Here is a 25,060-nt window from a genome sequence, read left to right on the forward strand (position 1 = left end):
GCGTTACTCGCTGCTGTCAACACCTCTTTTTCACCGCTTTCGACCGAGAAGATCGAACCGTCCATCAAGCGACAACTGGCTGCTTGACCGACTCCTTCCAGGCTTCGATGACCTGAAGCAGGCCGCTGTCGAAAACCGCGTAACTCGTTGTTTACCAAGGAGTTTTCCGTTTCGACTGCGCCGGAAGTGGGGCGAATTATAGACGTCCAGAATCTGCCGTCAACCCCTAATTCAGGATTTCTATCAGGAGTTTCAAAAACACCGCTTATATATAGACGCGCCCACCCGGAATGCGCAGTATATTGCTCAAACTACAATCCGCTTCTGTTTTCTGCCTTGGACGATGCCCTTTAATGAAAGACCAACCCCGCAGCCCTGCCTCTACCCTCTTCCCGGTTGCCCTGTTGTTGATTGCCATGGCGTCGATCCAGTCCGGCGCGTCCCTGGCCAAGAGCATGTTCCCGGTCGTCGGCGCCCAGGGCACCACGACGTTGCGGTTGATCTTTGCCAGCGTGATCATGCTCCTGTTGCTGCGACCCTGGCGTGCGAAGCTCACCGCCAAATCTCTGCGTACCGTGATCGTCTACGGGATCGCATTGGGTGGAATGAACCTCCTCTTCTATATGTCCCTGCGCACGGTGCCGCTGGGCATCGCGGTTGCCCTGGAGTTCACCGGCCCGCTGGCGGTCGCCATCTATGCTTCGCGCCGCGCGATCGACTTCCTTTGGGTCGCTCTCGCCGCTGCCGGTCTGATGCTGCTCATCCCAACCGGCACAACGACTTCCGGCATCGATCCTCTCGGTGCAGCTTATGCCTTGGGTGCTGGCGTCTGCTGGGCTCTCTACATCCTCTTCGGCCAGAAGGCCGGTGCCGACAATGGTGTGCAGACTGCCGCGCTGGGCGTCATGATCGCGGCATTGTTCGTCACGCCATTCGGTATTGCCCATGCTGGCGCGACGTTGCTGACGTTATCGGTGATCCCTGTGGCGATCGGTGTTGCCCTGCTGTCCACCGCCCTGCCCTATACACTGGAAATGGTTGCCCTCACGCGGATGCCGACCCGTACATTCGGCACGCTCATGAGTATCGAGCCCGCGTTTGGCGCGCTGTCAGGCCTGCTGTTCCTGCAGGAGTTCCTCACATTGTCACAATGGCTGGCCATCCTGTGCATCATTCTGGCGTCCGTGGGCGCTACCTTGACCATGGGCAGTACGGCCAAGCCAGCCATCGCGGCCGACTGACACGGGTTTGACGAAACTCTGGCATTTACCGCTCATTTAGGCCATGTTTAGCCCGCACTTAATTCAAGACATGGACTTTTCAGGACAGGGATAGCAGAGAGGCTTCAGCGAAAGCGAATACTGCCAGACCCGGGCACCAAGATCCGGGACGCGTTAAGGACAGCAATGAAACGAATTTTGATATTGATCGCCGTATTTGCAGTTGCGGGCTGCGCGGCGACATCTGAAACCCACGTCAAACGCGGCAAGAAAGGTCTGCACATCAACTGCTCCGGGCTATCGTCGTCGTGGGACAAGTGTTACACCAGCGCCGCCAACTCCTGCGCGCCCAAGGGTTACAAGGTCATCGCCAAGTCGGGGGACGGCGTTGAAGAGCCCGGTGATTATCCATTCGGTCTCAATCCCGCCGGCTACACCAGTCGCAGCATGATCGTGATCTGCAAATAGATTGATGCCGTCTCTCCACGCGGAACCGACGGCCAACCCCATCACCGGCGGAATTCGGCAGCCCCTGCTGAATTCACAGCCTGCGCGCGCCGGGTGAAACATTGCCCCACCTGCCCCTCCCCTTCTTGACGCCCTTCCAATCCCCGGCATAACGTCCGTTCACTCAACGATCGTTCAGCAAGGGACCTCACCATGAATAACAAGAAGGTCGTATTGGTGGTCGGCGCAGGCGACGCAACCGGCGGCGCAATCGCCAGGCGTTTTGCACAGGAAGGCTTCGTCGCCTGCGTGACCCGGCGCAGTGCCGACAAACTCCAGCCTCTGGTGGACGCCATCAATGGCGCTGGCGGAGAAGCCCACGGCTTTGCCTGCGATGCGCGCAAGGAAGAGGATGTGATTGCGCTGATCGAGCAGATAGAAAGCCAGGTAGGCGCCATCGAAGCATTCGTCTTCAACATCGGCGCCAATGTGCCCTGCAGTATCCTCGAGGAAACCGCGCGCAAGTATTTCAAGATCTGGGAGATGGCCTGTTTCTCCGGTTTCCTCAATGCTCGCGAAGTGGCCAGGCGCATGGTCAAGCGTCAACGGGGCACTATCCTGTTCACCGGGGCGACAGCGGGGCTGCGGGGTGCTGCTGGCTTCGCGGCATTCGCCGGAGCCAAGCAGGGCATCCGGGCATTGGCCCAAAGCATGGCCCGCGAGTTGGGACCGATGAATATTCATGTGGCCCATGTCGTGGTCGATGGCGCCATCGATACTGATTTCATTCGCGAGTCCTTTCCCGAGAAATACGCCACCAAGGATCAGGATGGCATTCTTGATCCCGAACACATTGCCGAGAACTACTGGTTCCTGCACAGCCAGCCCCGGGACGCCTGGACCTTCGAGCTGGATCTTCGACCCTGGAACGAACGCTGGTAAGCCTCCCTACAACAATAAAGAGCACACCGACCATGAGCAAAACCGTGGAGTTCTACTTCGACCTGGGCAGCCCGGCGACCTACCTGGCCTACACCCAGTTGCCGGGCATCTGTGCACAAACCGGCAGCCAGCTGATCTACATCCCGATATTGCTGGGTGGCGTGTTCAAAGCCACCGGCAACGCCTCCCCCGCGACCATCCCGGCCAAAGGCCGATACATGTTCCAGGACCTGGACCGCTATGCCAGGCGCTACGGCGTGACGCTGAAATACAATCCGAACTTCCCCATCAATACCCTCATGCTCATGCGCGCGGTCACCGGCATGCAGTTGCGCCACCCAAACCGCTACCAGGCGTTCATCGATTGCCTGTTTCACGCCCTCTGGGTCGAGGCACGCAGCCTCGATGACCCGGCGACCGTCGCCAGGGTTCTGGCGCAGCACGGTTTTGATCCCGATGAAGTACTGGCCTTGACCACGGATGAAGAGATCAAGGCCGTGCTCAAGGCCAACACCGAACAGGCAGTGGATCGTGGCGTGTTCGGCGCCCCGAGCATGTTCGTCGAGAATCAGCTGTTCTTCGGTCAGGATCGACTCGAATTCGTCCTCGAAGCCTTGCGCTAGATGTCCACGACCAACCGCCCCTGTGCCGCTCCCGAGACGAGCAACTCGTGGGCGGACTCGGCGGTCTCCAGCGTGAACGTGCGAGGGTCCATCAACGGCCTGAGCGAACCCGCCTCGATCAATCGCGTCGCCTCGCGAAGAATCTGCCCGTGATGCTCGCGCCCCACACCCGTGAGCAACGGCAACAGGGTGAACACGCCGGAATAGGTTGCTCCGCGAAACGAGAGCGGCGCCAGGCTGTGTTGCCCCCAGCCAAGGCAGCTCAACACGTGACCGTGGTAAACCCGCACCGCCTTGAATGAGGCATCCAGGACTTCGCCGCCCACCGTGTCGTAAACGATATCGAAGCCCTCCCCGGCGGTATGTTGCGCCACATACTCCTCGACCGGGTTCCTGCGATCGATGAAGGTCGCACCAAACCCTTCGATGATGGCCTGATGCCTCGCAGATCCCGTGGCAAAGACCTCGGCGCCGAATGCACGGGCGATCTGCACGGCAACATGCCCCACGCCGCCCGCCCCGCCGTGAATCAGCACTTTCTGGCCCGCACGCACCCGCGCCCGATCCACCAGCCCTTCCCATGCAGTGATCAGCACCAACGGCAATCCCGCCGCCTCGCGCATACTCAGGTTGTCGGGCTTGGGCGCCAGCAGCCGCGCATCGACCGCCGCAAATTCGGCCAACGAGCCTTGCGTACCGCCAATCCCCGTGGCCATGGCGTAGACTTCATCGCCTGGGCGCCATTCGCTCACGCCCTCCCCGACAGCCTCAACGATACCTGCCAGATCAATGCCCACCGTTGCCGGTAAAGGTTGCCGAGCATGGGCGGCCTGACCGGCACGGATTTTCCCGTCCAGCGGGTTGAGACCACTGGCCTTGATTCGGACCAGCACTTGTCCGGCTTGCGGCGTCGGCCGCAACATCGATACCAGACGCAGTGGTGCGTTAGCCGAATCGATCACTAAAGCGCGCATATCGAGTGAGTCAGTCATTTCGCAAATTCCCATCAGAGGTGGCTGTGGGATAGATCTTCTTCCTGCTGACTCATGCTGATAAGACGCTGGATAGCTATAGTAATCATGCCCATTTGGCATAAATGAGAATCTCCGTGGACAAACTCAATGCAATGGCGATCTTCGTCCGGGTCGTCGAGCGTGGCAGCTTCTCGGCGGTTGCCCGAGAGCTGAAAACCACCCAGCCAACCATCAGCAAAGTGCTGCGGGCCCTGGAATCCGAACTGGGTGGCAAGCTGATTGCCCGCAGCACCCGTCGGCTGTCCCTGACCGACGAAGGTCAGCGCTACTACGACGAGTGCAGAAACATCCTCGCCGCGGTCGAGGCCGCCGAACTGAGTTTCCAGTCAGGCCGGGAAAGCGTCGCGGGTCACCTGCGCATCGGCTCCTCAGTCAGTTTCGGGCGCTTGCAGATTGCCCCGCGCCTGGCAGCCTTTCTCGAACGCCATCCCGAACTCGATATCGACCTGCAATTGAGTGATCAGAACCAGGACCTGATCAGTGAAGGCCTGGATGTCACGTTCAGGATCGGCGAACTGAACGACAGTGGCTTGATCGCCCGGCATGTCGGCACCACTCATCGCGTGACCGTCGCGGCACCCGACTACCTGCGTCGACGGGGCCACCCGCAATCGCCGCAAGCGCTGAAAGAGCACAACTGCCTGCCGTTCAACCTGTTGAACAGTCATGACCTGTGGGTGTACGAAAACGATGGCCAACGACACGAAGTGCGGATCAACGGCAACGCACAGAGCAACAATTCGGAGGCGATTCGAGAGATGGTACTGGGCGGGCTGGGGATTGCACTGTCACCCGTATGGCTGTTCAGCGAAGACCTGAAAGCGGGGCGAGTCACGGCGATTCTGCCCGACTACGTTGCCCAGTCGCTGCCCATACACGCGGTGTCCCCGGCGAATCGTCGCCAATCCGCCCGGGTCAAAGCCTTTGTCGACTACATGAGCCAGGCGCTGCAGGCAGCGCCTGAACTCAAGCAGATCAGATAGCGACCGTGCGAGTGTTCAACCACTCCAGTGCCGCGCCATCCAGCAGAGGGCTCAAGCGCTCGCGCACTTCGGCGTGGTAGGCGTTGAACCATTGCTTTTCCTCGGTCGTCAGCAGCGACGGCGCCAGGCAACGGGTGTCGATCGGGCAAAGGGTCAGGGTTTCGAACTTGAGGAATTCACCGAACTCGCTCTTGCCCGCTTCGCGGTTCAAGGCCAGGTTCTCGATGCGCACGCCCCAGCGACCCGGACGGTAGGTCCCCGGTTCGATGGAGGTGATCATGCCCGGCTGCATCGCCGTCTGCGGCGCTGCCACGGCCTGGTAGGCAATCACTTGCGGCCCTTCGTGAACGTTGAGGAAATAACCGACGCCGTGGCCGGTGCCGTGACCGTAATCGACGTTTTCCGCCCAGATCGGCGCGCGCGCAATGGCGTCCAGCAGCGGCGAGAGGATGCCCCGGGGGAATTGCGCACGGGACAGCGCGATCACGCCTTTCAATACGCGGGTGCAATCGCGCTTTTGCTCCTCGGTTGGGGTGCCGACCGGCACCATCCGCGTGATGTCCGTGGTGCCACCCAGGTATTGGCCACCGGAATCGATCAGCAACAGGCCGTCACCTTCGATCACCGCGTGTTCTTCTTCGGTGGCGTGGTAGTGCGGCATGGCGCCATTGGCGTTGAACGCGGCAATGGTGTTGAAGCTCAGCGACACGTAATCCGGACGGCGCGCCCGCGCAGCGGTCAGGTGTTCATCGATGGTCAGTTCGGTGATGCGCTCGCGGCCCCAGGCCGATTCCAGCCAGGCAAAGAATTCGCACAGTGCCGCGCCGTCCTGTTCCATGGCTCGCCGGATGTGTTCGGCATCGGCCAGGCTTTTCTGCGATTTGGCCAGGGTGGTCGGGTTCAGGCCCTCGACCAGCTTCACACCGGTATTCAGGTTATCCAGCAGCCCTGCCGTCACGCGCGCCGGATCCACCTGCAGGCTGGCGCCGCTCGGCACGGCGCGCAAGGCGGCGGCCACTTCGCTGTAGTCGCGCAACGTGATGCCATCCTGCTCGAGCACCGCGCGCAGCTCGGCGGTGACTTTGCTCAAGGCCACGAACAGCGTCGCCTGTTGCTGGCTGATCAGTGCAAAGGACACGAACACCGGGTTGAACGAGACGTCACCACCGCGCAGGTTGAACAGCCAGGCGATGTCGTCGAGGGTGGCGATGAAATGCCAATCGGCGCCACGCTCTTTTAATGTGTCACGCAGGCTGGCCAGTTTTTCACCACGGCTGACGGTCGCCTGGGGCGGCAAGTGCTGGTAGATCGGTTCGTTCGGCAGCGCCGGGCGATCGCTCCAGACCTGGTCCAGCAGATCGATGTCGGTGCGCAGGCGTGCGCCGCGCTCTTCGAGCTTGCTGCCCAGGGTCCGCGCTGAAGCCACGGCCATGACCGCGCCATCCACCGCTACCACGCCACCTTCAGGGGTTTGCTCGGCCAGCCAGTCCAGCGGGCTCGGTTGACCCGGTTGCAGCTTGACCAGTTCGATGCCGCTGCCCTTGAGTTCCTTGGTCGCCTGTTCCCAGTAACGACTGTCGGCCCAGACGCCGGCGAAATCCGCCGTCACGATCAGGGTGCCGACCGAGCCATGAAAGCCCGACAACCACTGCCGTCCCTGCCAGTAACCGGGCAGGTATTCCGAGAGGTGCGGGTCCGCCGACGGCACCAGCAGGGCATGAATGCCCTCCCGGCTCATCAGCTCGCGGGTGTGCGCCAGGCGCTCGGGCACCGATCCGTTGATCGAAGGCTGCGTACTCATCATGTCTCCTGCTAACCACTCATCATTATTGTCGAGTGCCGATCGACGTCGGCACTTCAAGGTCACATCGCCCAGAATGCCGGAGCACTGGCGCAATTGCTTTTAATCAGTTGTACCGCCTGGTCGATGTCCTGCTCGGTGGTGAAACGACCCAGGCTCAAGCGCACGGTGCGACTCGCCGAACGGGCATCATGCCCCAGGGCCAGCAGCACGTGGGAAGGCGTATTGCTCGCGGAATTGCAGGCCGAGGTCGCGGAGAACGCGATGGAGGTGCTCAACGCCGCCGGATTGAACTCGCCTTCGCCGAACGTCAGGCTCAGGGTATGGGGAATGCGCTGGCTCGGACAGCCGTTGAGGCGAACCCCGGGCAGGCTCAGCAGCGAATCGAGCAAGCGCTCGCGCAGCCGCACGATGGTGGCTTTTTCCTCGTCGAACACCTGGGCCGCCAGTGCGAACGCCGCACCCATGGCGGCAATCTGATGGGTCGCCAGCGTGCCGGAGCGCAAGCCGCCTTCATGACCGCCACCGTGAATCTGCGCCTGCACATGTTGCCGCGCGCGAGGCCCGACATAGAGTGCGCCGATGCCCTTGGGGCCATAGAGCTTGTGCGCCGAGAAGGACATCAGGTCCACCGGCAACCGCGCCAGGTCGATGTTGACCTTGCCCGCGCCCTGCGCCGCATCGACATGGAACAGACTGTCACGGGCACGCACCACTTCACCAATGGCGGCGATGTCGTTGACCGTGCCCAGTTCGTTGTTGACCAGCATCAACGACACCAGAAAGGTGTCCTCGCGCATCGCTTCGCTGACGGCCTGCGCGGTGATCAAACCCTGCGCATCCGGCACCAGATAAGTCACGGCAACGCCGCTGTCCTGCAATTGCCTGGCCGTGTCGAGAATCGCCTTGTGCTCGATCTGGCTGGTGATGATATGGCCGCCGGACACCCTGCGCGCCTGTGCCACGCCCTTGAGCGCGAGGTTATTGGATTCGGTGGCGCCGGATGTCCAGACGATCTGCGACGCCTCGGCGCCGACCAGTTCGGCCACTTGCTGGCGCGCCCGCTCGACCGTTTGCCGGGCCTGCTGGCCGAATGCATGGGAGCTGGACGCCGGGTTGCCGAAATTGCCGGCAAACCCCAGACACTCGACCATCACCTGAATGACTCGCTCATCCACCGGCGTGGTGGCGGCGTAGTCGAAATACAACGGACGTTTATTCATAAAAGACTCGCAGAGCTTGTTCCGGGATCGAGTGCCGGAATTCGGTGCACCAGCAATACCCGATCGGATGCGTAAAGGAAGTACGACTTCATTCAAAAGTGCGTAGGAACGCTCCTGAAGGCGAGCTTAACAGGCATCGGGCAAGGGGTTGAAGCAATGCGTCAGCTAAAACTTTCCAGCAACAGCGGATACAGCGAAACCACCAGCAGCGCGGCCATGCCCCAGTTGAACAGGCGTAACCAGCGGCGATCCTTGAGCGCGTTGCGCAGCAGCGTGCCGCATGCCGCCCAGACACCGACACTCGGCAGGTTGATCACCGCGAAAACCGCAGCGATCACGATGACGTTGGTGAAATAGCCCTGCATCGGCGTGTAGGTGCTGATCGCACCGATGGCCATGATCCAGGCCTTGGGATTGACCCACTGGAACGCGGCAGCGCCCAGATAACCGAGGGGCTTGCCCTGGCCCGATTCGCTGTCGGCAACCGGTCCGGAATGGGCGATTTTCCACGCCAGGTACAGCAAATAGGCCGCGCCGACATAACGCAGCACGCTGTAGAGCAGCGGGTAGGTCTGGAACACCGCGCCCAGGCCGAAACCGACGGCCACCACCAGCGAAAAGAAACCGCAGGTAATGCCAAGCATGTGGGGGATGGTCCGGTTAAAGCCGAAGTTCACCCCGGATGCCAGCAACATGGTGTTGTTCGGGCCGGGCGTGATCGAGGTGACAAGTGCAAACAGGGCAAAGCCCAGCAGCAGGTCGAGCGAGAGCGTCATGGGTGGCAGTCCATCAGGGTCGATCAAATATCGACCCTAACGCACGCCTTCCGGGAAACCCATGGACAGTTGGGCAAAACTTCGAGCGGTACAGTCAATCAGCTCGGACGACCGTGCAGTTGAACGGCACGTTCGGCGCTCATCTCACCCTGCTTGTCAAAGCCGAAGGTTTTCTGCGGCTGACCGAGCAACTCGGCTTTTTTCGCGTGGTATTCGTCGAAAGACAAGCCACGACGGTTCAACGCCTCCAGCGCCAGCTCACGGGTTTCTTCAGCAGTGTAAGGGCGCAATTCAGGGGAAACGTGGCTGGCACATCCGGCAAGAACGGTGACCGCGAGCAGCAAGAAAGTGGCGAGTGCAGTTTTCATGATAAGGCGTCCTGGCATCTGGGTTCGGGGCAATGAACACAGGCTACTCGCGCCTCTGGACGGGCAGAAATCAACGCTTTCGATAGTGGCTATCGACTTTTCCTAATGCCATGGAATTCAACCGTCATATATTCACTAAAGATATATAAATATTTATTTATCGTATTTTGAGGAATAAGCACAAGGCTTTATAACAATCCCAACGCCTGAGCCAACTGTTGCCTACGCAACTGTTCGCCAGGCAACAGTCATTCAGCAAACAGTCCCGAAAATCCAACAGTGTGCAGGCGTCGATGCGCTGCAAATCCCGTGAAACCGGGGCCTGACGGATTGGTACAGCTCTTGCTCAAGCCCTGTGACTATTCACTGCTCCCAGAGCAACTGTTGAAAAGGAACTGATGATGTCGCGTCCATTGAAAGTCGTCGCCCTGTCCGGCGGAACCTGGCGTCCGTCCCGCACCCTGGTACTGACCCAAGCGTTGCTGGCGGAGCTGGCCGGGCAAGTGCCGATCGACAGCACGCTGATCGAACTGGGCGATATCGCTCGGCCCCTGGGTGCTGCCCTGTCCCGTCAGGAACTGGCGGCCGAGATCGAGGCGCAGCTGCAGGCCATCGAGACCGCCGACCTGCTGATCGTCGCGGCCCCGGTCTATCGCGGTTCCTACCCTGGCCTGCTCAAGCATCTGTTCGACCTGATCGACCTGAATGCACTGATCAATACCCCGGTGCTCCTCGCCGCCACCGGTGGCAGTGAACGCCATGCGCTGGTGCTCGATCATCAGTTGCGTCCGCTGTTCAGTTTCTTCCAGGCCCTGACCCTGCCCATCGGGGTCTACGCCACCGAAGCCGATTTCGCCAATTATCAAATAACCAGTGAGCCCTTGAAGGCCCGCATTCGTCTTGCTGCAGAACGCGCAGCGCCTTTGTTCGGCGCGCACCCCAACAATCTGCTGAAAATCGCTTAAGGATTTTTTCATGGATGTTTTCTGGTTCCTGCCAACCCACGGCGACGGCCATTACCTGGGCACCACCCAAGGCGCACGCCCGGTGACCCTCAACTATCTGAAACAGGTGGCGCAGGCCGCTGACAGCCTCGGCTACCACGGTGTGCTGATTCCCACCGGGCGCTCCTGCGAGGATTCGTGGGTCATCGCCTCGGCCCTGGTCCCCTTGACCGAGCGCTTGCGCTACCTGGTGGCGATCCGCCCCGGAATCATTTCGCCGACCGTCTCGGCGCGCATGGCCGCCACCCTGGATCGCCTGTCTGGCGGTCGCTTGCTGATCAACGTGGTGACCGGCGGTGACCCGGACGAAAACCGTGGTGACGGGATCTTCCTCGATCATGGAGAGCGCTACGAAGTCACCGACGAGTTCCTCAAGATCTGGCGCCGCGTGCTGCAGGGCGAAGCGGTGGATTTCGAAGGCAAGCATCTGCAGGTGCAGAACGCCAAGGCGCTGTATCCACCGGTGCAAAAACCCTATCCACCGCTGTACTTCGGCGGGTCGTCCGACGCCGCCCACGACCTCGCCGCCGAGCAGGTCGACGTCTACCTGACCTGGGGCGAACCACCGGCCGCCGTGGCGCAGAAGCTCGCCGATGTGCGCGAGCGCGCCGCGCGCCACGGGCGCACCGTGAAGTTCGGGATTCGTCTGCACGTGATCGTCCGCGAGACGGCCGAAGAGGCCTGGAAAGCCGCGGACAAGCTGATCGAACACATCAGTGACGAGACCATCGCGGCGGCACAGAAGTCGTTCTCGCGCTTCGACTCCGAAGGCCAGCGGCGCATGGCGGCGCTGCATGATGGCCGCCGCGACAACCTGGAAATTTCCCCCAACCTGTGGGCCGGCGTCGGCCTGGTGCGCGGCGGTGCCGGAACGGCGCTGGTGGGCGATCCGCAACAGGTGGCGGCACGCATCAAGGAATACGCGGACCTGGGGATCGAAAGCTTCATCTTCTCCGGCTACCCGCACCTCGAAGAAGCCTATCGCTTTGCCGAGCTGGTGTTCCCGCTGCTGCCCGAACCCTACGCGAGCCTGGCAGGACGGGGTGTTACCAACCTCACCGGGCCGTTCGGCGAAATGATCGCCAACGACGTGCTGCCCGCCAAAGCCACGGCCTGACCCACGCCAAACCCTGTCGGAGCTTGCTCGCTCCGACAGGGGATCGGCGCCAAATTCATTGAGGAACCCCGCGTGACTGCCAAGCCGCAAAGCGCCCTGATATCCCCCCTGCAAACCGCCCGCCGCCTGGCCGCCGAGTTTGCCCTGACGGCTGTCGAACGCGACGAGCGCGGCGGTACACCGAAAGCCGAACGTGACGCCTTGCGTGACAGCGGCCTGCTGGCCTTGAGCATTCCCACCCAGTACGGCGGCCTCGGCGCCAGTTGGAGTGACACCCTGAACATCGTGCGCGAGTTCGCCAAGGTCGACAGCTCGATAGCCCACGTCTTCGGCTTCCATCACCTGATGCTCGCCACCGTGCGCCTGTTCGCCCGACCCGAGCAATGGCAGCCCTGGTTCGAACAGACCGCACGCAAGAACTGGTTCTGGGGCAACGCCCTCAACCCGCTGGACACCCGCACCGTGGTCAAGGACCTGGGCGGCTGGCGCGAGTTTTCCGGCAAGAAGAGCTTCTGTTCCGGCGCCAGCGATTCGCAAATGCTGATCGCCTCGGCGGTCGACGAAAGCGCGGGCGGCAAGCTGCTGATTGCGGCTATCCCCAGCGGGCGCAGCGGCATCACCCTGCACAACGACTGGAACAACATGGGCCAGCGTCAGACAGACAGCGGCAGCGCCTCGTTCGAGCGGGTGCGAGTCGAGGAATCGGAACTGCTGCTCGATCCGGGTCCACTGAGCACGCCGTTTGCGTGCCTGCGGCCGTTGATCGCGCAGTTGACCTTCACCCATATGTTCCTCGGCATTGCCGAAGGGGCTTTCGAAGAAGCACGGCAATACACCCTCACCGAAACCCGCCCCTGGCACAAGTCCAACACCCAGGACGTGCGCCAGGACCCTTATGTGCTCGGTCATTACGGCGAATTCTGGGTCGCGCTCGAAGGCGTCCGGTTGCTGGTGGAACGCGCCGCCGAGCTGCTCGACAAGGCCTGGGCGAAAGGCCCCGGCCTCAGCGCCGAAGAGCGCGGCCACCTCGCCACGGCAATCGCTACCGCCAAGGTCGCCGCCACCCGCAACGGCCTGGAACTCTGTAGCCGGCTGTTCGAAGTGACCGGCGCGCGCTCGACTCACGCCTCGCTGCGCCTGGACCGCCACTGGCGCAACCTGCGCACGCAGACCCTGCACGACCCGGTGGATTACAAACTGCATGAACTGGGCGATTGGGCGCTGAACCAGTCCCTGCCGATTCCGACTTTCTATTCATAATTTGCCTACATGGAGCGTGCCCCCATGCAACTGCTGACCTTACCGCCCTCGCCCGCTCTGGCCACTTCGATCCGCGCCACGGCCCAAGTGTTCGAAGACCCCAAATCCCAGGCCTTGCTGGCGCACCTGCAACAAGTTGCGCCCAGTGAGGCTAGCGTGCTGATCATTGGCGAAACCGGCACGGGCAAGGAGTTGGTGGCCCGGCATATTCACAACCTCAGCGCCCGGCGTAACCGGCCGTTCGTGGCGGTGAACTGCGGCGCGTTCTCCGAATCTCTGGTCGAGGCCGAGCTGTTCGGCCACGAAAAAGGGGCTTTCACCGGCGCCTTGAGCGCCAAGGCCGGTTGGTTCGAAGAGGCTGACGGTGGCACCTTGTTCCTCGATGAAATCGGCGACTTGCCGATGGCAATCCAGGTCAAGCTGCTGCGGGTCCTGCAGGAACGCGAGGTGGTGCGGCTGGGCTCGCGCAAAAGTATTCCGATCAACGTACGGGTGCTGGCGGCGACCAACGTACAACTGGAAAAAGCCATCAACGCCGGGCATTTCCGCGAGGACCTGTACTATCGCCTGGACGTGGTCAGCCTGGAGTTGAGCCCGTTGCGCGACCGTCCCGGCGACATCCTGCCGCTGACCCGCCATTTCGTCGAGGCCTACAGCCAGCGTCTGGGTTACGGCACCATCACCATCAGCAAGGAAGCCGAGCTGAAACTGCGCAGCTACAGCTGGCCGGGCAACATCCGCGAACTGGAGAACGTCATTCACCATACCCTGCTGATCTGCCGCAACGGGGTGATCGAGCGCGACGACCTGCGCCTGTCGCACATGCGCATCGAACGTCAGGACGATGGCCACGGGCATCACCACGATTCACCGGAAGCCCTGCTCGACCGGGCTTTCCAGAAACTGTTCGAGGAACAGGCCGGCGCACTGCACGAAAAAGTCGAGGACGCCTTGCTGCGCGCGGCCTATCGATTCAGCCACTACAACCAGGTGCACACCGCTGCGCTGCTGGGTCTGAGCCGCAACGTCACGCGCACCCGTCTGATCAAGATCGGCGAGCTGGCGGTGAACAAGCGCCGCCCGACGGAAAACGTTCAGGGTGAGCGGTTGATGCAGCTGTCGATCTAATTCACCAGGTTGCAATGCAGCGCGTTGTCAGTGCTGCGTTCCAGGCTGTGCAATACCTGAAACGAGCCGAAGGTCACGGTCTTCGCCTGATGCGCGCGAATCAGTTGCCAGAAATCCAGCTCGCCGCTTTCGAAGCGCTGAAACGCCGCCTCCCCCGCCTCTCGCGACTGCCATTGCAGGTAATTGAGCACCCTTCGGCCATCGTCACTGGCCTGGATACTCGCACTCAGAAATCCGCTGTACCCCTGGGCCAGACGTTCGGTTTGCCGGGACAGGGCCGACACCAGGGCTGGCTGCTGGTGGGGTTCGATCTCGAACTCGATCAACTGAGTGAAACTGCGATTTTTCGCTGACGCTTGCATGAAAAGTCCCCACTGACGTGTAAGCCGAATCTTGCGATCCGAAGGCCTGCAGGGTAAAACCTCTAGTTAAGTAGAGGTCAAGAGGCATTTTCGATGATCACCCCGGAACAGGTGCAAAAAGAACTCACGGTCGGCCAGCTTGCCGCCCGCAGCGGCGTGGCCGTCACGGCACTGCACTTTTATGAATCCAGGGGCTTGATCAGGAGCAATCGCAATCAGGGCAATCAACGGCGTTATCCCCGGGAAGTGCTGCGCCGGGTGGCGCTGATCAAGGTGGCGCAACGGCTGGGCATCCCCTTGGCGGAAATTGGTGCGGCCCTCAAATCCCTGCCGGACAACCGGGCGCCGACAGCGGCGGATTGGCAGGTGCTGTCGGCGCAGTGGCGCCGGGAACTGGATGAGCGAATCCAACAGCTGACCTTGCTGCGGGACAAGCTCAATGGCTGCATTGGCTGCGGGTGCCTGTCGATGGAGGCGTGTCCGCTGCGCAATTTCGGCGATGTACTGGGCGAGCAAGGGGCCGGGGCACAGTTGCTGGAACCGGGGGGCTGATCCGAAATAGTGTGACGCCCTTCGCGAGCAAGCCCGCTCCCACCGGTATTGCTTCAATCCTTGTGGGAGCGAGCCTGCTCGCGATGGCGTCAAATGCAAATCAACGAAATTTCAGAACCCCGGCGCAATCTGACCTTTATAGCGGGTCAGAATGAACTGCCGCACCTCATCCGAATTCAGCGCCTTGGCCAGCTTCTGCAGACCCGGGTCATTGATGTTGTCCGGGCGGGCCACCAGGAATTCGATGTACAGACTCTTGCCCTTTTCGACGATCAACGCACTGTTGGTGTCGATGCCGGCTTCCAGCGCGTAGTTGGCGAACACGAACGCCAGATCGACCTGGCTGACCGAGCGCGCCAGCAAGGCGCCTTCCAGTTCACGGATCTTCAGGTGCTTGGGGTTTTCGATGATGTCGCGCTGGGTCGCCAGGGTGTTGCTCGGGTCCTTGAGCTTGATCAGCCCGGCCTCATGCAGCAGCACCAGCGCACGACCGGTGTTCACCGGGTCGTTGGGGATCGAGACGCTGGCACCGTCCTTGAGCTCGGCGATGTTCTTGATTTTGGTCGAATAGGCACCGAAGGGTTCGATGTGCACGCCCACCACCGGCACCAGGTCGGTGTGACGGGTCTTGTTGTAGTCATCGAGAAACGGCCGGTACTGGTAGTAATTGGCATCGAGGTTTTTCAGCGCCAGTTGCTGGTTGGGCTGGATGAAGTCGGTGAACACCTTGATGTTCAGGTCCACGCCTTCCTTGGCCAGGGTCGGTTTGACGAACTCGAGGATCTCGGCGTGCGGCACCGGTGTCGCACCGACCGTCAGTTTTTCGTTGGCGTGAACGCTCAACGACACAAGGGCGGCCAGAATGGCCAGGGTCTTTTTCATGTTGCGCTCCTAGGCAGATAAGGTGGCCGTCGTGGGGTGGACGTGGGGCCCGTTCGTTTTCGTTGCTTCTTTCAATCAGGGAATCGGATGTTCAGCGGCGGCTGTAGCGCGCCACCAGGCGGTCACCACTCATTTGCAGGGCCTGGACCAGGATCAACAGGAGCACCACGGTGACCACCATCACGTCGGTCTGGAAACGCTGATAGCCGTAGCGGATCGCCAAGTCGCCCAGGCCACCGCCGCCGATGACCCCGGCCATGGCCGTGTAGTCCACCAGCACGATTGCGGTCACCGTGACCGCTGCGAGCAACCCGCCCCGGGCTTCGGGCAACAGGGTGTGGCGGATGATCTGCCAGGTGGTGCCGCCCATGGCCTGGGTCGCTTCCACCACCCCGAGATCGACCTCGCGCAGTGCGGTTTCAACCAATCGGGCGAAGAACGGCGTGCAGCCGACCACCAGTGGTGGAATGGTTCCGGGGACACCCAAAGACGTGCCCACCAGCAGCGTGGTCAGGGGAATCAGCACAATCAGCAAAATGATGAAAGGCAGCGAGCGCAGCATGTTCACCAACACCGACAGCACCCGGTACACCCCGATGGCTTCGTGCAACTGGCGCTTGCCGGTGAGGAACAGCACCACGCCCAGGGGCAAGCCCAGCAGCACGGTAAAACCGAGGGCGGCGCCGAGCATGGCCAACGTGTCGAGACACGCCTGGCCGATGTCCGCCCAATAAATGTTCTTGAACAGTTCGCCCATGATCACGACCAGTCGTGGCGCGGCGGTTTCACGCCGTTGAGCAGCCAATTGCCGATCACGTGGTACTTCCAGCGCACCGGGTCGTGCAAGGTGTGGACCCGGGCGTTGCGCCAGTGGCGGTCGAAATTGTGCTTTTTCAAGGTCGAACGGGTGCCACCCAGTTCGAACAGCTTGTTGCTTGCCTCGATGGCGATTTCCGTGGTCAGCACCTTGGCCCTGGCAACCGCGAGGGACGCGTGGGCGACATTGTGTTCATCAGGTGCCGAACGTGCGGCATCCAGCGCCCAACCCGCGCGTTCGAGCAGCGCTTCGGCGGCCTCGAGGCGAATGTCCAGGGCGCCGACCTGAATGATGGTCAGCGGGTCTTCGCTGGCCTTGTCCACACCGGCATCGATCCATGGCCGCGCAAACTGGCGGACGAAGGCAATGGTGTCCCGTAACGCGGCGCGGGCGATGCCGGCGTCGATGGCGGCGGTGGTCAATTGCGCGAACGGGCCGGCCAGGGTCGGGCTTTCGTAGGAGCGATAGGTGGGGAACACGTTGAACGCCGGGACGTGCAGATCCTCGGCCAGCACCGTGCCGCTGGAGGTGGTGCGCTGACCGATGCTGTCCCAGTCGTCGACGATCACCAATCCCGGGGTGCCGCGCGGGACGAACGACAACTGGCCCTTCTGCTCCTCATCCAGTGCCAGCACCGCCAGCCAGTGGGCATACAGCGAGCCGGTGCAATAGCCCTTGCGTCCGTTGATGACGTGGCCATCGCCATAGGGGCGAATGGTCGCCTGGATGTCCTGCACGTTCTTGCCACCGGTTTCCGACAGGGCATTGGCAAAGCGATGCCCTTGCAGCGCCAGGCCAAAGAAGTGCGCCTGCTGCTCGGGAGTGCCTTGCAGACGAATGTCCTCCAGCAGGCAGTAGTGGTTCTGCGGGATCTGTCCCAGGGAGGGGTCGGCCGCCGAAATAATCGCGATCACCTGCGCCAGCACCGCGTACGACACCTGCGCCCCGCCGAACGCCTTCGGTACGCTGATCCCCCACAGGCCACTGTTGGAGTACAGGTCGACGATCTCCGCAGGCACCTGGCGCGTGCGATCGCGCTCGGCGTCCTGCTCCAGCAACGCGGCGGCGACACGCTCGGCCACGCGCAAGGCCTCGGCCTCATCGGCGATCCGATGGGCGGCGGGAGGATTGATCGGATAAACGGCAGATTCAGGCATACAGGTCTCTCGATACCAGTGTTTATCGAGGGTATTGCAGCTTCTGTGCCTGACCGGCAGAGCCCCGGTTTGCCGCCAGTTCAGAGCAATTCAGACCGCCTGGACAGGCATCCGCCGGACATTCTGTTGCTTCACTGTTGGTAGCTGAACAGTGGCGTTGCGCCCGGTCGGGCATTCGCCGGGGGCAAAGCGCCCTGTCCTATAGTGAATCAACAAGGCAACAGCCTTGACCACGACAAGAACAGGGAGACCGATCATGAGCGTCAAACCCATCCCCGAGGGGTATCCCGGCATCACCCCCTACCTGGGCATTCGCAAAGCCGCCGAAGCCATCGAGTTCTACAGGAAAGCCTTCGGCGCCATCGAAATCATGCGCCTGTCCATGCCGGATGGCGGCGTCGGACACGCCGAACTGCGCATCGGCGACAGTCCGATCATGCTGGGCACGCCGTGCGACCAGGGCCCGTTGAGCAATCCGGATACCGCACCGTCCGTGGGTCTGCATCTCTACGTCAACGATGTGGATGCGGCGTACAAACAGGCGATTGCCGCCGGGGGCACCGTGGTGTCCGAGGTCAAGGATCAGTTCTACGGCGACCGCTCTGGCACGCTCAAGGATCCCTTCGGGCATTTGTGGTTCCTCGCAACGCGCAAGGAAGATTTGACCCAGGCGCAGATCGAGCAGCGGGCCAAGGCGATGTTCGAGCAGGGCTGATGGTTCAGGCGGTGGCATTCCTGCGGGAGCGGCGGTGGCTGATATTCAGCCATCGCGAGCGGGCTCGCTCCCACAATGAGGGTCGTTCGGTGCCCGTCGTTTCAATCCGTTACATGAATGCGAAACATTTACTTTCAACTTTACTTCGGGATTTCGTAATCTCATCCGTCTTATATAGATGCAGTCGGTTCGCGTAGGCAAAAGCCACGGCCGTACTTTTCATGGACCTCGCGCTGGGAAGCCCGCAGCAGAGCTCCACTCATCCCATACAAGACCCCCGACATGTCGAAGAAATCCCGTTCAAAACTCTGGTTTCTGGTCCATAGCTGGCTGGCCCTGCCGATCTGGTTTTTTGTGCTGATCGTCTGCGTGACCGGCACGCTGGCGGTGGTCAGCCAGGAAATCGTCTGGCTGGCCAACCCCGAGATGCGCGCCAGCCAGCCTGACGATGATGCGCCGTTGCTGAACTACGACCAGATCATCGCCGAAATGAAGAAAGCCGAGCCCAACACCCTGGTCGAATCGATCAGCCGGCCGGACGAATCGCATTTCGCCCTCAACGCCCGCGTCAGCTACCCCGATGGACGTACCGTGACCGTCTACGTCAACCCCTATACCGGGGTCATTCAGGGGGTTGCTCCGCAATTCAACTTCCAGGCGTTCACCCGGGCGCTGCACGGCTGGTGGCTGGTGCCTTTCACCAACGGCTACAGCTGGGGCTGGTACCTGGTGTCGTTCCTCAGCCTGCCGATGCTGGCGTCGCTGGTCACCGGACTGGTGGTGTACAAGCGCTTCTGGAAGGGATTTTTGCGTCCGACCCTGCGCCTGCGCCACGGCGCGCGGATTTTCTGGGGTGACTTCCACCGCCTCAGCGGCATCTGGTCGATCTGGTTCATCGCCACTATTTCCGTCACCAGCACCTGGTTCCTGGCGGAAGCGTTCCTGTTCGACAACCAGATCTCGATTTCCACCGCCCCCGTGGCGCCGGTGGTGCCTCGCGAGACCGTACCGCTCACGGCTGACGGTTCGCCAGCCCCGATGATCAACCTGGAAGCAGCGATCAACCAGGTCAGGGAGCGTATTCCGGGTCTCGACGACAGCTTCGTCAGGCTGCCTGCCAACGCCTACAGCTTCCTCTCAGTGGGCGGCCGCAGCTGGTACCCGTTGATTTACCAGACCGCCGAGGTGAACCCCTACACGGGCGAGATTGCCGTGAGCCGCCTGCTGTCGGACCGTTCGGGTCTGGAGCTGGTGACCGAATCGATGCGCCCACTGCACACCGGTGACTTCGGTGGCCTGTGGATCAAGCTGATCTGGTTCTTCTTCGGCCTGCTGCTGAGCATGATGGTCTTGAGTGGCCTGCTGATCTGGACCAAGCGCACTGCGCTCGCGACAGCCAACGCACTCAAGCGCGAGAAAAAGCGCCCTCGGACCGCCGAGACCGCCCAGGTCACCCACCGCGACACCACGGAGGTCAGCCAATGAGCCTGTTCACCGCTGAAAAACCGGGTTCCGCACTGAGCCGCTTCTGGCACAAGTGGCGTTTCCATATCAATATTTTGCTGTTGCTGGTGCCGCTGGGTTTCATGCCCAAGTACTTCGCCGACGCCGCGTTGTTTCGGGGTGATACGGGGCTGGGTGAACGTGAAGTCGGGGACGTGCAGGTCGGTCCGTGGAGCATGCGTCTGGCGGAGTTTCGCAATGAAGCCCCACGCCCCGATCCGGCCGGCTACATGAAAAGCTTCAACGCCGCGCTGTGCGACAGCTGCCGCGACCAGGTCAAGGCCACGTACCTGCGCATCGGCAAGCCACGCAGCCTGCGCGCTGCCGGGGTGATTTTCTTCGGCACGCCGTACCGCATGGGGGCGATGCTGCCGATCCCTGAAAAGACCAAGGTCACCGATGAGCTCTGGATCACGATGGAAGGCTGGGACGGTTCGATGCATCAGGCATCCGTTCCCCTGAGTCAGGCATCCCCAGCCACTGTTGCGTGGCTGAACAAACAAGGAGGCAAACCATGATCAATGCATTTCGCCCGCTCCATGCCGTATTGCTGGCGCTGTGCGCCGGCTTCAGCGCCAGCGCCCTGGCGCACAACCCGATGTGCGAGTGCAAGGCCATCGACGCCGAGCAGATCGAATGCACCGGCGGTTTCTCCGACGGCAGCGGTGCACCGGGTGTGACCCTGGATGTGATCGGCTACGACGAAACCATCCTGGTGCCGGGCAAGCTCGGCGCGGATTCGAAGCTGACCTTCAAGAAACCCGGCGCCGAGTTCTACGTGCTGTTCGATGCCGGCCCCGGCCACGTCGTCGAGATCGACCAAGCGGACATCCAGGCCCCATGAGTACACCCACCACTCACGTCGTTCGCCCGGCCGGGGCCGGCCATGAAACCCTCTACGTGCTGCTGTTGTGCCTGTTGATCCTGGCGGTTGCCGGTACGGTGGTCGCCTGGCGCCACGAGTCCCAGGAAACCACTGCCATCACCAGCCATCAACTGGATGCCCGTCGCGACCTCAGCGCCTCCGAGCAAGGCATCTACGCCGACCTGCGGGTAACGCTGGACGAAATCCACCTGCTGCGCCAGGAACAGCAAACCCTGCCGACGCCTGAAACCCTCGCCGAAGAAGGTTTCGCGCCGTTTGCCCAGGACGCCAGCTCGGTCAGCCGTGGCGGCCATGCCTGGCAACTGATCGACGCCAAGGTGTATTTCGGTCACAGCCAGGCGCCCGCCGTGGCGGGCTCGTTCCTGATGCGCCTGAACGCGGACGACAACGCCCCCGACATCTGGCTCAACCGTGCCGCCGACCTCAAGGCGCCCGCCGACCTGACTGACGCCGCGCTGGAAAGCGCCGGCTGGCAGCAGATCGTTGCGCAATTCGACGCCGGCGTGACCCGCCAGCATCGGCACTGACCCCTCGCCTTCATTCGAGAGAAGACCGCTTTCCCATGCCCAATTCATCTCAACGCTCTTTCTGGCGCCTGCTGCTGGTCGGCCTGCTCGCCTGCCTGCTGACCCCCATGGCCAGCGCCGACGAAGCCAAGCGCCTGCGCATCGGCATCACCCTGCACCCTTATTACAGCTACGTGGCCAACATCGTCGGCGACAAGGCCGAAGTGGTGCCGCTGATTCCGGCCGGTTTCAACCCGCACGCCTACGAACCCCGCGCCGAGGACATCAAGCGCATCAGCGGGCTGGATGTGATCGTGCTCAACGGCGTAGGCCATGACGACTTCGCCGACCGCATGATCGCCGCCAGTGAAACGCCGAACGTCGCCGTGATCGAAGCCAACGAGAACGTGCCGCTGCTGGCCGCTACCGGGGTCGCCGCCCGTGGCGCCGGCAAGGTGGTGAACCCGCACACGTTCCTGTCGATCAGCGCCTCGATTGCCCAGGTCAACAACATCGCCCGCGAACTGGGCAAGCTCGACCCGGCCAATGCCAAGACTTACACGCAGAACGCCCGCGCCTACGGCAAACGCCTGCGGCAGATGCGCGCCGACGCCCTGGCGAAACTGACCCAGGCGCCAAACGCCGAACTGCGGGTGGCCACCGTGCATGCCGCTTACGACTACCTGCTGCGCGAATTCGGCCTGGAAGTCACCGCTGTGGTCGAGCCGGCTCACGGCATCGAGCCAAGCCCCAGCCAGTTGAAGAAAACCATCGATCAGTTGCGTGAACTGGACGTGAAGGTGATCTTCTCGGAGATGGATTTCCCGTCCACCTACGTCGACACCATCCAGCGTGAATCCGGGGTGAAGCTCTACCCGCTATCGCACATTTCCTACGGCGAATACAGCGCCGACAAGTATGAAAAGGAAATGACCGGCAACCTCAACACCGTGGTTCGGGCGATTCAGGAGTCAGGGGCATGACGGCCAAAGAAACCCTCATCAACTCCGAAGCCCCTGTGGGAGCGGGCTTGCTCGCGAAAGCGGACTATCAGTCGACTTCAACGTTGACTGATCCATCGGTTTCGCGAGCAGACCCGCTCCCACAAAGTGCCGGGCCGACCCTCGATTTTGCCGAAGTCAGCCTCACGCTGGGCCGCACGACCATCCTCGACAAGGTGACCTTCCAGGTACAGCCCGGCAGCGTGCATGCGCTGGTCGGCCCCAACGGCGGCGGCAAGAGTTCGCTGATCAAGACCCTGCTTGGACAGATGCCGCATCAGGGACGCCTGAGCCTGCAATGGCCCGGCGAGCCCGGCACCATTGGCTATGTACCGCAAGCGCTGGAATTCGATCGCGGCTTGCCGATGACGGTCGACGATTTCATGGCTGCGATGTGTCAGCGGCGCCCGGCCTTCCTCGGGCTGAGCAAGCACTACGCGGCCGCCATCGGCGACGCCCTGGAGCGGGTCGGCATGCAGGAAAAGCGCAAGCGGCGCATGGGCGCGCTGTCCGGTGGCGAGCGTCAGCGGGTATTGCTGGCACAGGGGCTGATTCCGGCCCCGCAGTTGCTGGTATTGGACGAACCGATGTCAGCCCTCGATGAGGCAGGCATTCAGGTGTTCGAACGGTTGCTGGGCGACTGGCGCCAGAGCGGCATCACCGTTCTATGGATCGAACATGACCTGGAAGCGGTCAAGCGCCTGGCCGATCGTGTCACCGGCCTCAATCGCCGGGTGCTGTTCGATGCCACGCCTGAACAGGCGTTGACCCCGGACACCTTGATGACCCTGTTCTCCACTCACCCACGGAGCGCTGCCTGATGAGTTATGAAGCCTTTCGCTTGATGGTCCAGGGCTGGGCGTCATCGGGTTACCTGCCGGAAGCGCTGGCCTATGGATTCGTGGTCAACGCCCTGCTCGCCGGTTTGCTGATCGGCCCGGTGCTGGGCGGCCTCGGCACGCTGGTGGTGGTCAAGCGCTTCGCGTTCTTCTCGGAAGCCGTGGGGCACGCGGCCTTGACCGGCGTAGCCATCGGCATTCTGCTCGGCGAACCCTACACCGGGCCATACGGCAGCCTGTTCGGCTACTGCCTGTTGTTCGGCATCCTGCTCAACTACCTGCGCAACCGCACAGGCCTGGCGCCGGATACGCTGATCGGGGTGTTCCTCTCCGTGTCGCTGGCACTGGGGGCGAGCCTGTTGCTGGTACTGGCCGGCAAGATCAACGTGCACATCCTGGAAAACGTGTTGTTCGGCTCGGTACTGACGGTCAACGGCAATGACCTGCTGGTGCTGGCCATCGTCGGCTCACTGGTCATGGCCCTGGCCTTGCCGCTGTACAACCGCATCATGCTCGCCAGTTTCAACCCGCAACTGGCCGCTGTACGCGGTGTGGCGGTCAAGTCCCTGGATTACCTGTTCGTGATTCTGGTGACGCTGATCACCGTTGCGGCGGTGAAAGTCATCGGCGCGATCCTGGTCGGTGCGCTGCTGGTGATCCCGGCCGCTGCGGCGCGCCTGCTCAGCCAGTCGCTGAAGGGCTTTTTCTGGTGTTCGGTGCTGATTGCCACGGTCAGCACCCTGTGCGGGATTCTTGCGCCGATCGTCTTCGACCTGCCGATCCCGTCCGGTGCCGCAATCATCTTGATGGCCGGTATCGCCTTCGCCCTGGCCGCCATCGCGCGCGGCGTCGTCCCCAGCCTGAAAGGGAATCTTGGATAAATGTCATTTTCTCTGCGTCAACTGACACTGGCCGTCGCCCTGTGCGGGCTGGCCAACACCACCTTTGCGGCAGACAGCGCCAAACCGCTGCACGTGCTGGCGTCCCTGCCGATCACCTACGGCCTGGGCGAGGTCTTGCTCAAGGGCACCCAGGTCAACCTTGAGCGCGCCGCCCCGGCGAACCTGCCCGGCAGCCGCCAGAGTTCCTACTTCACGGGCCGTGGCGCACCGGCGCTGGCCAAACTGGCGACCGACGCCGATGCGGTGATCGGCGTACGCTCGTTGTGGGCCGATGACTCGCTGTACCCGATTTCACGTCGCAGCAACATCCGCATCGTCGAAATCGATGCCGCGCGTCCGGTGGATGGCGCCCTGCCCGGCATCGCCGTGCAGCCGGACAACAAGGTTGACGGCCTGAACAGCCAGCCGTGGTTGTCCAGCAACAACATGGGACGCATGGCGGACGTGATGGCAGCAGACCTGGTGCGCCTGGCGCCCACCGCCAAGCCGACCATCGAAGCCAACCTGGCGGCGCTCAAGCAGCGTTTGCTCAAGTTCAGCGCCGACAGCGAAGCGCGGCTGGCCAGCGCCGACAACCTGAGCGTCATGAGCCTCAGCGAGCATTTTGGCTACCTGATCGGCAGCCTCAACCTGGAGCTGATCGGCGTCGATGCGCGCCCGGACACCGAATGGACGCCCGAGGCGCTGAAGCAATTGACGGCGACGCTCAAGGACAATGACGTGGCCGTGGTCATGCACCACCGCCAGCCGTCCGACGCGGTGAAGGCGGCCATTGCCGAGTCGGGTAGCCGATTGGTGGTGTTGAGTATCGACGCAGCCGACCCGGTGGCTGAGCTGGAGGGGAATGTGGATCTGGTGATCAAGGGGTTGAGTGGGGCTTGAGGTCCCGATCCTCGCAGGAGCGAGCTTACTCGCGAATGGACGACGCCGGCGGCCTGAATTTCCGCAGTGGCTGTACGTCCTTCGCGAGCAAGCTCGCTCCTACAGGCATGGTGTTGGCAATAACAAAAAG

28 protein-coding genes are annotated in these 25,060 nt (G+C 62.1%); 19 read left to right on the forward strand and 9 right to left on the reverse strand.

The window, feature by feature from the left end; all coding sequences use genetic code 11:
- Nucleotides 1–353: 353 nt before the first annotated feature.
- From rhtA to QIW53_RS20185, 4 genes are all read left to right on the forward strand, one after another.
- Nucleotides 354–1,241, forward strand: a complete 888-nt coding sequence (gene rhtA / locus QIW53_RS20170; protein ID WP_371051393.1) for a threonine/homoserine exporter RhtA — start codon at nucleotides 354–356, stop codon at nucleotides 1,239–1,241.
- A gap of 165 nt (nucleotides 1,242–1,406) precedes the next feature.
- A complete protein-coding gene (locus QIW53_RS20175) occupies nucleotides 1,407–1,688 on the forward strand; it encodes a hypothetical protein (protein WP_371051394.1) in 282 nt (93 codons plus the stop codon).
- A 192-nt stretch (nucleotides 1,689–1,880) separates the two neighbouring features.
- The gene (locus QIW53_RS20180) at nucleotides 1,881–2,609 is read left to right on the forward strand and encodes an SDR family oxidoreductase (protein WP_371051395.1); all 729 of its coding nucleotides are present in this window, start codon (nucleotides 1,881–1,883) and stop codon (nucleotides 2,607–2,609) included.
- Nucleotides 2,610–2,641: 32 nt separating this feature from the next.
- Complete coding sequence (locus QIW53_RS20185) at nucleotides 2,642–3,232, forward strand: 2-hydroxychromene-2-carboxylate isomerase (protein ID WP_371051396.1); 591 nt, start codon at nucleotides 2,642–2,644, stop codon at nucleotides 3,230–3,232.
- Here the strand turns inward: QIW53_RS20185 and QIW53_RS20190 are convergent.
- Nucleotides 3,229–4,224, reverse strand: coding sequence for a zinc-dependent alcohol dehydrogenase family protein (locus tag QIW53_RS20190; protein WP_371051397.1), 996 nt, complete (start codon nucleotides 4,222–4,224; stop codon nucleotides 3,229–3,231). The two genes, QIW53_RS20185 and QIW53_RS20190, sit on opposite strands and share 4 nt — an antisense overlap.
- Nucleotides 4,225–4,328: 104 nt before the next feature.
- Here QIW53_RS20190 and QIW53_RS20195 point away from each other — a divergent pair, with 104 nt between their 5' ends.
- The gene (locus tag QIW53_RS20195; RefSeq protein WP_371051398.1) at nucleotides 4,329–5,249 is read left to right on the forward strand and encodes a LysR family transcriptional regulator; all 921 of its coding nucleotides are present in this window, start codon (nucleotides 4,329–4,331) and stop codon (nucleotides 5,247–5,249) included.
- On the opposite strand, the gene QIW53_RS20200 is transcribed toward QIW53_RS20195, so the two are convergent.
- The 4 genes from QIW53_RS20200 to QIW53_RS20215 form a co-directional block, all read right to left on the reverse strand.
- Nucleotides 5,242–7,050: an aminopeptidase P family protein gene (locus QIW53_RS20200; RefSeq protein ID WP_371051399.1), complete on the reverse strand. Its 1,809-nt coding sequence runs from the start codon at nucleotides 7,048–7,050 to the stop codon at nucleotides 5,242–5,244. The genes QIW53_RS20195 and QIW53_RS20200 overlap by 8 nt on opposite strands.
- Before the next feature lie 62 nt (nucleotides 7,051–7,112).
- Nucleotides 7,113–8,273, reverse strand: coding sequence for a cysteine desulfurase family protein (locus QIW53_RS20205; protein ID WP_371051400.1), 1,161 nt, complete (start codon nucleotides 8,271–8,273; stop codon nucleotides 7,113–7,115).
- A gap of 161 nt (nucleotides 8,274–8,434) precedes the next feature.
- Complete coding sequence (locus QIW53_RS20210) at nucleotides 8,435–9,049, reverse strand: LysE family translocator (RefSeq protein WP_371051401.1); 615 nt, start codon at nucleotides 9,047–9,049, stop codon at nucleotides 8,435–8,437.
- Between the two features lie 98 nt (nucleotides 9,050–9,147).
- Nucleotides 9,148–9,417 carry a hypothetical protein gene (locus QIW53_RS20215; RefSeq protein WP_371051402.1) on the reverse strand — a complete coding sequence of 90 codons (270 nt, stop codon included), beginning with the start codon at nucleotides 9,415–9,417 and terminating at the stop codon, nucleotides 9,148–9,150.
- Nucleotides 9,418–9,818: 401 nt separating this feature from the next.
- Between QIW53_RS20215 and msuE the strand changes: the two genes are divergently transcribed.
- The 4 genes from msuE (at nucleotide 9,819) to QIW53_RS20235 (ending at nucleotide 13,926) form a co-directional block, all read left to right on the forward strand.
- Entirely contained in the window at nucleotides 9,819–10,382 is a 564-nt protein-coding gene (gene msuE / locus QIW53_RS20220) for an FMN reductase (protein ID WP_371051403.1), read from the forward strand.
- A 10-nt stretch (nucleotides 10,383–10,392) separates the two neighbouring features.
- Entirely contained in the window at nucleotides 10,393–11,538 is a 1,146-nt protein-coding gene (gene ssuD / locus QIW53_RS20225; RefSeq protein WP_371051404.1) for an FMNH2-dependent alkanesulfonate monooxygenase, read from the forward strand.
- A 72-nt stretch (nucleotides 11,539–11,610) separates the two neighbouring features.
- Complete coding sequence (locus QIW53_RS20230) at nucleotides 11,611–12,798, forward strand: acyl-CoA dehydrogenase family protein (RefSeq protein ID WP_192306345.1); 1,188 nt, start codon at nucleotides 11,611–11,613, stop codon at nucleotides 12,796–12,798.
- Nucleotides 12,799–12,822: 24 nt separating this feature from the next.
- Nucleotides 12,823–13,926 carry a sigma-54 interaction domain-containing protein gene (locus tag QIW53_RS20235; RefSeq protein WP_371051405.1) on the forward strand — a complete coding sequence of 368 codons (1,104 nt, stop codon included), beginning with the start codon at nucleotides 12,823–12,825 and terminating at the stop codon, nucleotides 13,924–13,926.
- Here QIW53_RS20235 and QIW53_RS20240 read toward each other — a convergent pair.
- A complete protein-coding gene (locus tag QIW53_RS20240; protein WP_371051406.1) occupies nucleotides 13,923–14,288 on the reverse strand; it encodes an antibiotic biosynthesis monooxygenase in 366 nt (121 codons plus the stop codon). The genes QIW53_RS20235 and QIW53_RS20240 overlap by 4 nt on opposite strands.
- A 93-nt stretch (nucleotides 14,289–14,381) precedes the next feature.
- On the opposite strand from QIW53_RS20240, the gene soxR reads away from it, so the two are divergent.
- Nucleotides 14,382–14,840: a redox-sensitive transcriptional activator SoxR gene (gene soxR, locus QIW53_RS20245; protein ID WP_371051407.1), complete on the forward strand. Its 459-nt coding sequence runs from the start codon at nucleotides 14,382–14,384 to the stop codon at nucleotides 14,838–14,840.
- 111 nt (nucleotides 14,841–14,951) lie between these two features.
- Here the strand turns inward: soxR and QIW53_RS20250 are convergent, their stop codons facing one another.
- The 3 genes from QIW53_RS20250 to QIW53_RS20260 all read right to left on the reverse strand — a co-directional run bounded on the left by QIW53_RS20250 (nucleotide 14,952) and on the right by QIW53_RS20260 (nucleotide 17,696).
- Nucleotides 14,952–15,722 carry a MetQ/NlpA family ABC transporter substrate-binding protein gene (locus tag QIW53_RS20250; RefSeq protein ID WP_371051408.1) on the reverse strand — a complete coding sequence of 257 codons (771 nt, stop codon included), beginning with the start codon at nucleotides 15,720–15,722 and terminating at the stop codon, nucleotides 14,952–14,954.
- 91 nt (nucleotides 15,723–15,813) lie between these two features.
- Nucleotides 15,814–16,479 (reverse strand): methionine ABC transporter permease, encoded by a 666-nt coding sequence (locus QIW53_RS20255; RefSeq protein WP_371051485.1) that lies wholly within the window; start codon nucleotides 16,477–16,479, stop codon nucleotides 15,814–15,816.
- Between the two features lie 2 nt (nucleotides 16,480–16,481).
- On the reverse strand, nucleotides 16,482–17,696 hold the full coding sequence (locus tag QIW53_RS20260) for an SfnB family sulfur acquisition oxidoreductase (protein WP_371051409.1): 1,215 nt from the start codon (nucleotides 17,694–17,696) through the stop codon (nucleotides 16,482–16,484).
- Nucleotides 17,697–17,952: 256 nt separating this feature from the next.
- Between QIW53_RS20260 and QIW53_RS20265 the strand changes: the two genes are divergently transcribed.
- The 9 genes from QIW53_RS20265 to QIW53_RS20305 all read left to right on the forward strand — a co-directional run bounded on the left by QIW53_RS20265 (nucleotide 17,953) and on the right by QIW53_RS20305 (nucleotide 24,930).
- Nucleotides 17,953–18,411: a VOC family protein gene (locus QIW53_RS20265; protein WP_371051410.1), complete on the forward strand. Its 459-nt coding sequence runs from the start codon at nucleotides 17,953–17,955 to the stop codon at nucleotides 18,409–18,411.
- Nucleotides 18,412–18,693: 282 nt separating this feature from the next.
- Nucleotides 18,694–19,896 (forward strand): PepSY-associated TM helix domain-containing protein, encoded by a 1,203-nt coding sequence (locus QIW53_RS20270; RefSeq protein ID WP_371051411.1) that lies wholly within the window; start codon nucleotides 18,694–18,696, stop codon nucleotides 19,894–19,896.
- Nucleotides 19,893–20,432 carry a thiamine pyrophosphate-binding protein gene (locus QIW53_RS20275; RefSeq protein ID WP_371051412.1) on the forward strand — a complete coding sequence of 180 codons (540 nt, stop codon included), beginning with the start codon at nucleotides 19,893–19,895 and terminating at the stop codon, nucleotides 20,430–20,432. Before QIW53_RS20270 ends, QIW53_RS20275 begins: the two co-directional genes overlap by 4 nt.
- Entirely contained in the window at nucleotides 20,429–20,758 is a 330-nt protein-coding gene (locus tag QIW53_RS20280; RefSeq protein WP_371051413.1) for a hypothetical protein, read from the forward strand. The genes QIW53_RS20275 and QIW53_RS20280 overlap by 4 nt, the downstream gene beginning before the upstream one ends.
- Nucleotides 20,755–21,327: a DUF6162 family protein gene (locus QIW53_RS20285; RefSeq protein ID WP_371051414.1), complete on the forward strand. Its 573-nt coding sequence runs from the start codon at nucleotides 20,755–20,757 to the stop codon at nucleotides 21,325–21,327. The genes QIW53_RS20280 and QIW53_RS20285 overlap by 4 nt, the downstream gene beginning before the upstream one ends.
- Before the next feature lie 35 nt (nucleotides 21,328–21,362).
- Nucleotides 21,363–22,289, forward strand: coding sequence for a metal ABC transporter substrate-binding protein (locus QIW53_RS20290; protein ID WP_371051415.1), 927 nt, complete (start codon nucleotides 21,363–21,365; stop codon nucleotides 22,287–22,289).
- On the forward strand, nucleotides 22,286–23,128 hold the full coding sequence (locus tag QIW53_RS20295; RefSeq protein WP_371051416.1) for a metal ABC transporter ATP-binding protein: 843 nt from the start codon (nucleotides 22,286–22,288) through the stop codon (nucleotides 23,126–23,128). Before QIW53_RS20290 ends, QIW53_RS20295 begins: the two co-directional genes overlap by 4 nt.
- On the forward strand, nucleotides 23,128–24,027 hold the full coding sequence (locus QIW53_RS20300; RefSeq protein WP_371051417.1) for a metal ABC transporter permease: 900 nt from the start codon (nucleotides 23,128–23,130) through the stop codon (nucleotides 24,025–24,027). The genes QIW53_RS20295 and QIW53_RS20300 overlap by 1 nt, the downstream gene beginning before the upstream one ends.
- A complete protein-coding gene (locus QIW53_RS20305; protein WP_371051418.1) occupies nucleotides 24,028–24,930 on the forward strand; it encodes a metal ABC transporter substrate-binding protein in 903 nt (300 codons plus the stop codon).
- Nucleotides 24,931–25,060 lie beyond the last annotated feature (130 nt).

This window comes from Pseudomonas fluorescens, from assembly GCF_041354075.1.
GTDB lineage: Bacteria > Pseudomonadota > Gammaproteobacteria > Pseudomonadales > Pseudomonadaceae > Aquipseudomonas > Aquipseudomonas fluorescens_CE.

Coding starts and splice junctions, on each gene's coding strand:
- rhtA (WP_371051393.1), top strand. CDS start 354: ATGAAAGACCAACCCCGCAGCCCTGCCTCTACCCTCTTCCCGGTTGCC.
- QIW53_RS20175 (WP_371051394.1), top strand. CDS start 1,407: ATGAAACGAATTTTGATATTGATCGCCGTATTTGCAGTTGCGGGCTGC.
- QIW53_RS20180 (WP_371051395.1), top strand. CDS start 1,881: ATGAATAACAAGAAGGTCGTATTGGTGGTCGGCGCAGGCGACGCAACC.
- QIW53_RS20185 (WP_371051396.1), top strand. CDS start 2,642: ATGAGCAAAACCGTGGAGTTCTACTTCGACCTGGGCAGCCCGGCGACC.
- QIW53_RS20190 (WP_371051397.1), bottom strand. CDS start 4,224: ATGACTGACTCACTCGATATGCGCGCTTTAGTGATCGATTCGGCTAAC.
- QIW53_RS20195 (WP_371051398.1), top strand. CDS start 4,329: ATGAGAATCTCCGTGGACAAACTCAATGCAATGGCGATCTTCGTCCGG.
- QIW53_RS20200 (WP_371051399.1), bottom strand. CDS start 7,050: ATGAGTACGCAGCCTTCGATCAACGGATCGGTGCCCGAGCGCCTGGCG.
- QIW53_RS20205 (WP_371051400.1), bottom strand. CDS start 8,273: ATGAATAAACGTCCGTTGTATTTCGACTACGCCGCCACCACGCCGGTG.
- QIW53_RS20210 (WP_371051401.1), bottom strand. CDS start 9,049: ATGACGCTCTCGCTCGACCTGCTGCTGGGCTTTGCCCTGTTTGCACTT.
- QIW53_RS20215 (WP_371051402.1), bottom strand. CDS start 9,417: ATGAAAACTGCACTCGCCACTTTCTTGCTGCTCGCGGTCACCGTTCTT.
- msuE (WP_371051403.1), top strand. CDS start 9,819: ATGTCGCGTCCATTGAAAGTCGTCGCCCTGTCCGGCGGAACCTGGCGT.
- ssuD (WP_371051404.1), top strand. CDS start 10,393: ATGGATGTTTTCTGGTTCCTGCCAACCCACGGCGACGGCCATTACCTG.
- QIW53_RS20235 (WP_371051405.1), top strand. CDS start 12,823: ATGCAACTGCTGACCTTACCGCCCTCGCCCGCTCTGGCCACTTCGATC.
- QIW53_RS20240 (WP_371051406.1), bottom strand. CDS start 14,288: ATGCAAGCGTCAGCGAAAAATCGCAGTTTCACTCAGTTGATCGAGTTC.
- soxR (WP_371051407.1), top strand. CDS start 14,382: ATGATCACCCCGGAACAGGTGCAAAAAGAACTCACGGTCGGCCAGCTT.
- QIW53_RS20250 (WP_371051408.1), bottom strand. CDS start 15,722: ATGAAAAAGACCCTGGCCATTCTGGCCGCCCTTGTGTCGTTGAGCGTT.
- QIW53_RS20255 (WP_371051485.1), bottom strand. CDS start 16,479: ATGGGCGAACTGTTCAAGAACATTTATTGGGCGGACATCGGCCAGGCG.
- QIW53_RS20260 (WP_371051409.1), bottom strand. CDS start 17,696: ATGCCTGAATCTGCCGTTTATCCGATCAATCCTCCCGCCGCCCATCGG.
- QIW53_RS20265 (WP_371051410.1), top strand. CDS start 17,953: ATGAGCGTCAAACCCATCCCCGAGGGGTATCCCGGCATCACCCCCTAC.
- QIW53_RS20270 (WP_371051411.1), top strand. CDS start 18,694: ATGTCGAAGAAATCCCGTTCAAAACTCTGGTTTCTGGTCCATAGCTGG.
- QIW53_RS20275 (WP_371051412.1), top strand. CDS start 19,893: ATGAGCCTGTTCACCGCTGAAAAACCGGGTTCCGCACTGAGCCGCTTC.
- QIW53_RS20280 (WP_371051413.1), top strand. CDS start 20,429: ATGATCAATGCATTTCGCCCGCTCCATGCCGTATTGCTGGCGCTGTGC.
- QIW53_RS20285 (WP_371051414.1), top strand. CDS start 20,755: ATGAGTACACCCACCACTCACGTCGTTCGCCCGGCCGGGGCCGGCCAT.
- QIW53_RS20290 (WP_371051415.1), top strand. CDS start 21,363: ATGCCCAATTCATCTCAACGCTCTTTCTGGCGCCTGCTGCTGGTCGGC.
- QIW53_RS20295 (WP_371051416.1), top strand. CDS start 22,286: ATGACGGCCAAAGAAACCCTCATCAACTCCGAAGCCCCTGTGGGAGCG.
- QIW53_RS20300 (WP_371051417.1), top strand. CDS start 23,128: ATGAGTTATGAAGCCTTTCGCTTGATGGTCCAGGGCTGGGCGTCATCG.
- QIW53_RS20305 (WP_371051418.1), top strand. CDS start 24,028: ATGTCATTTTCTCTGCGTCAACTGACACTGGCCGTCGCCCTGTGCGGG.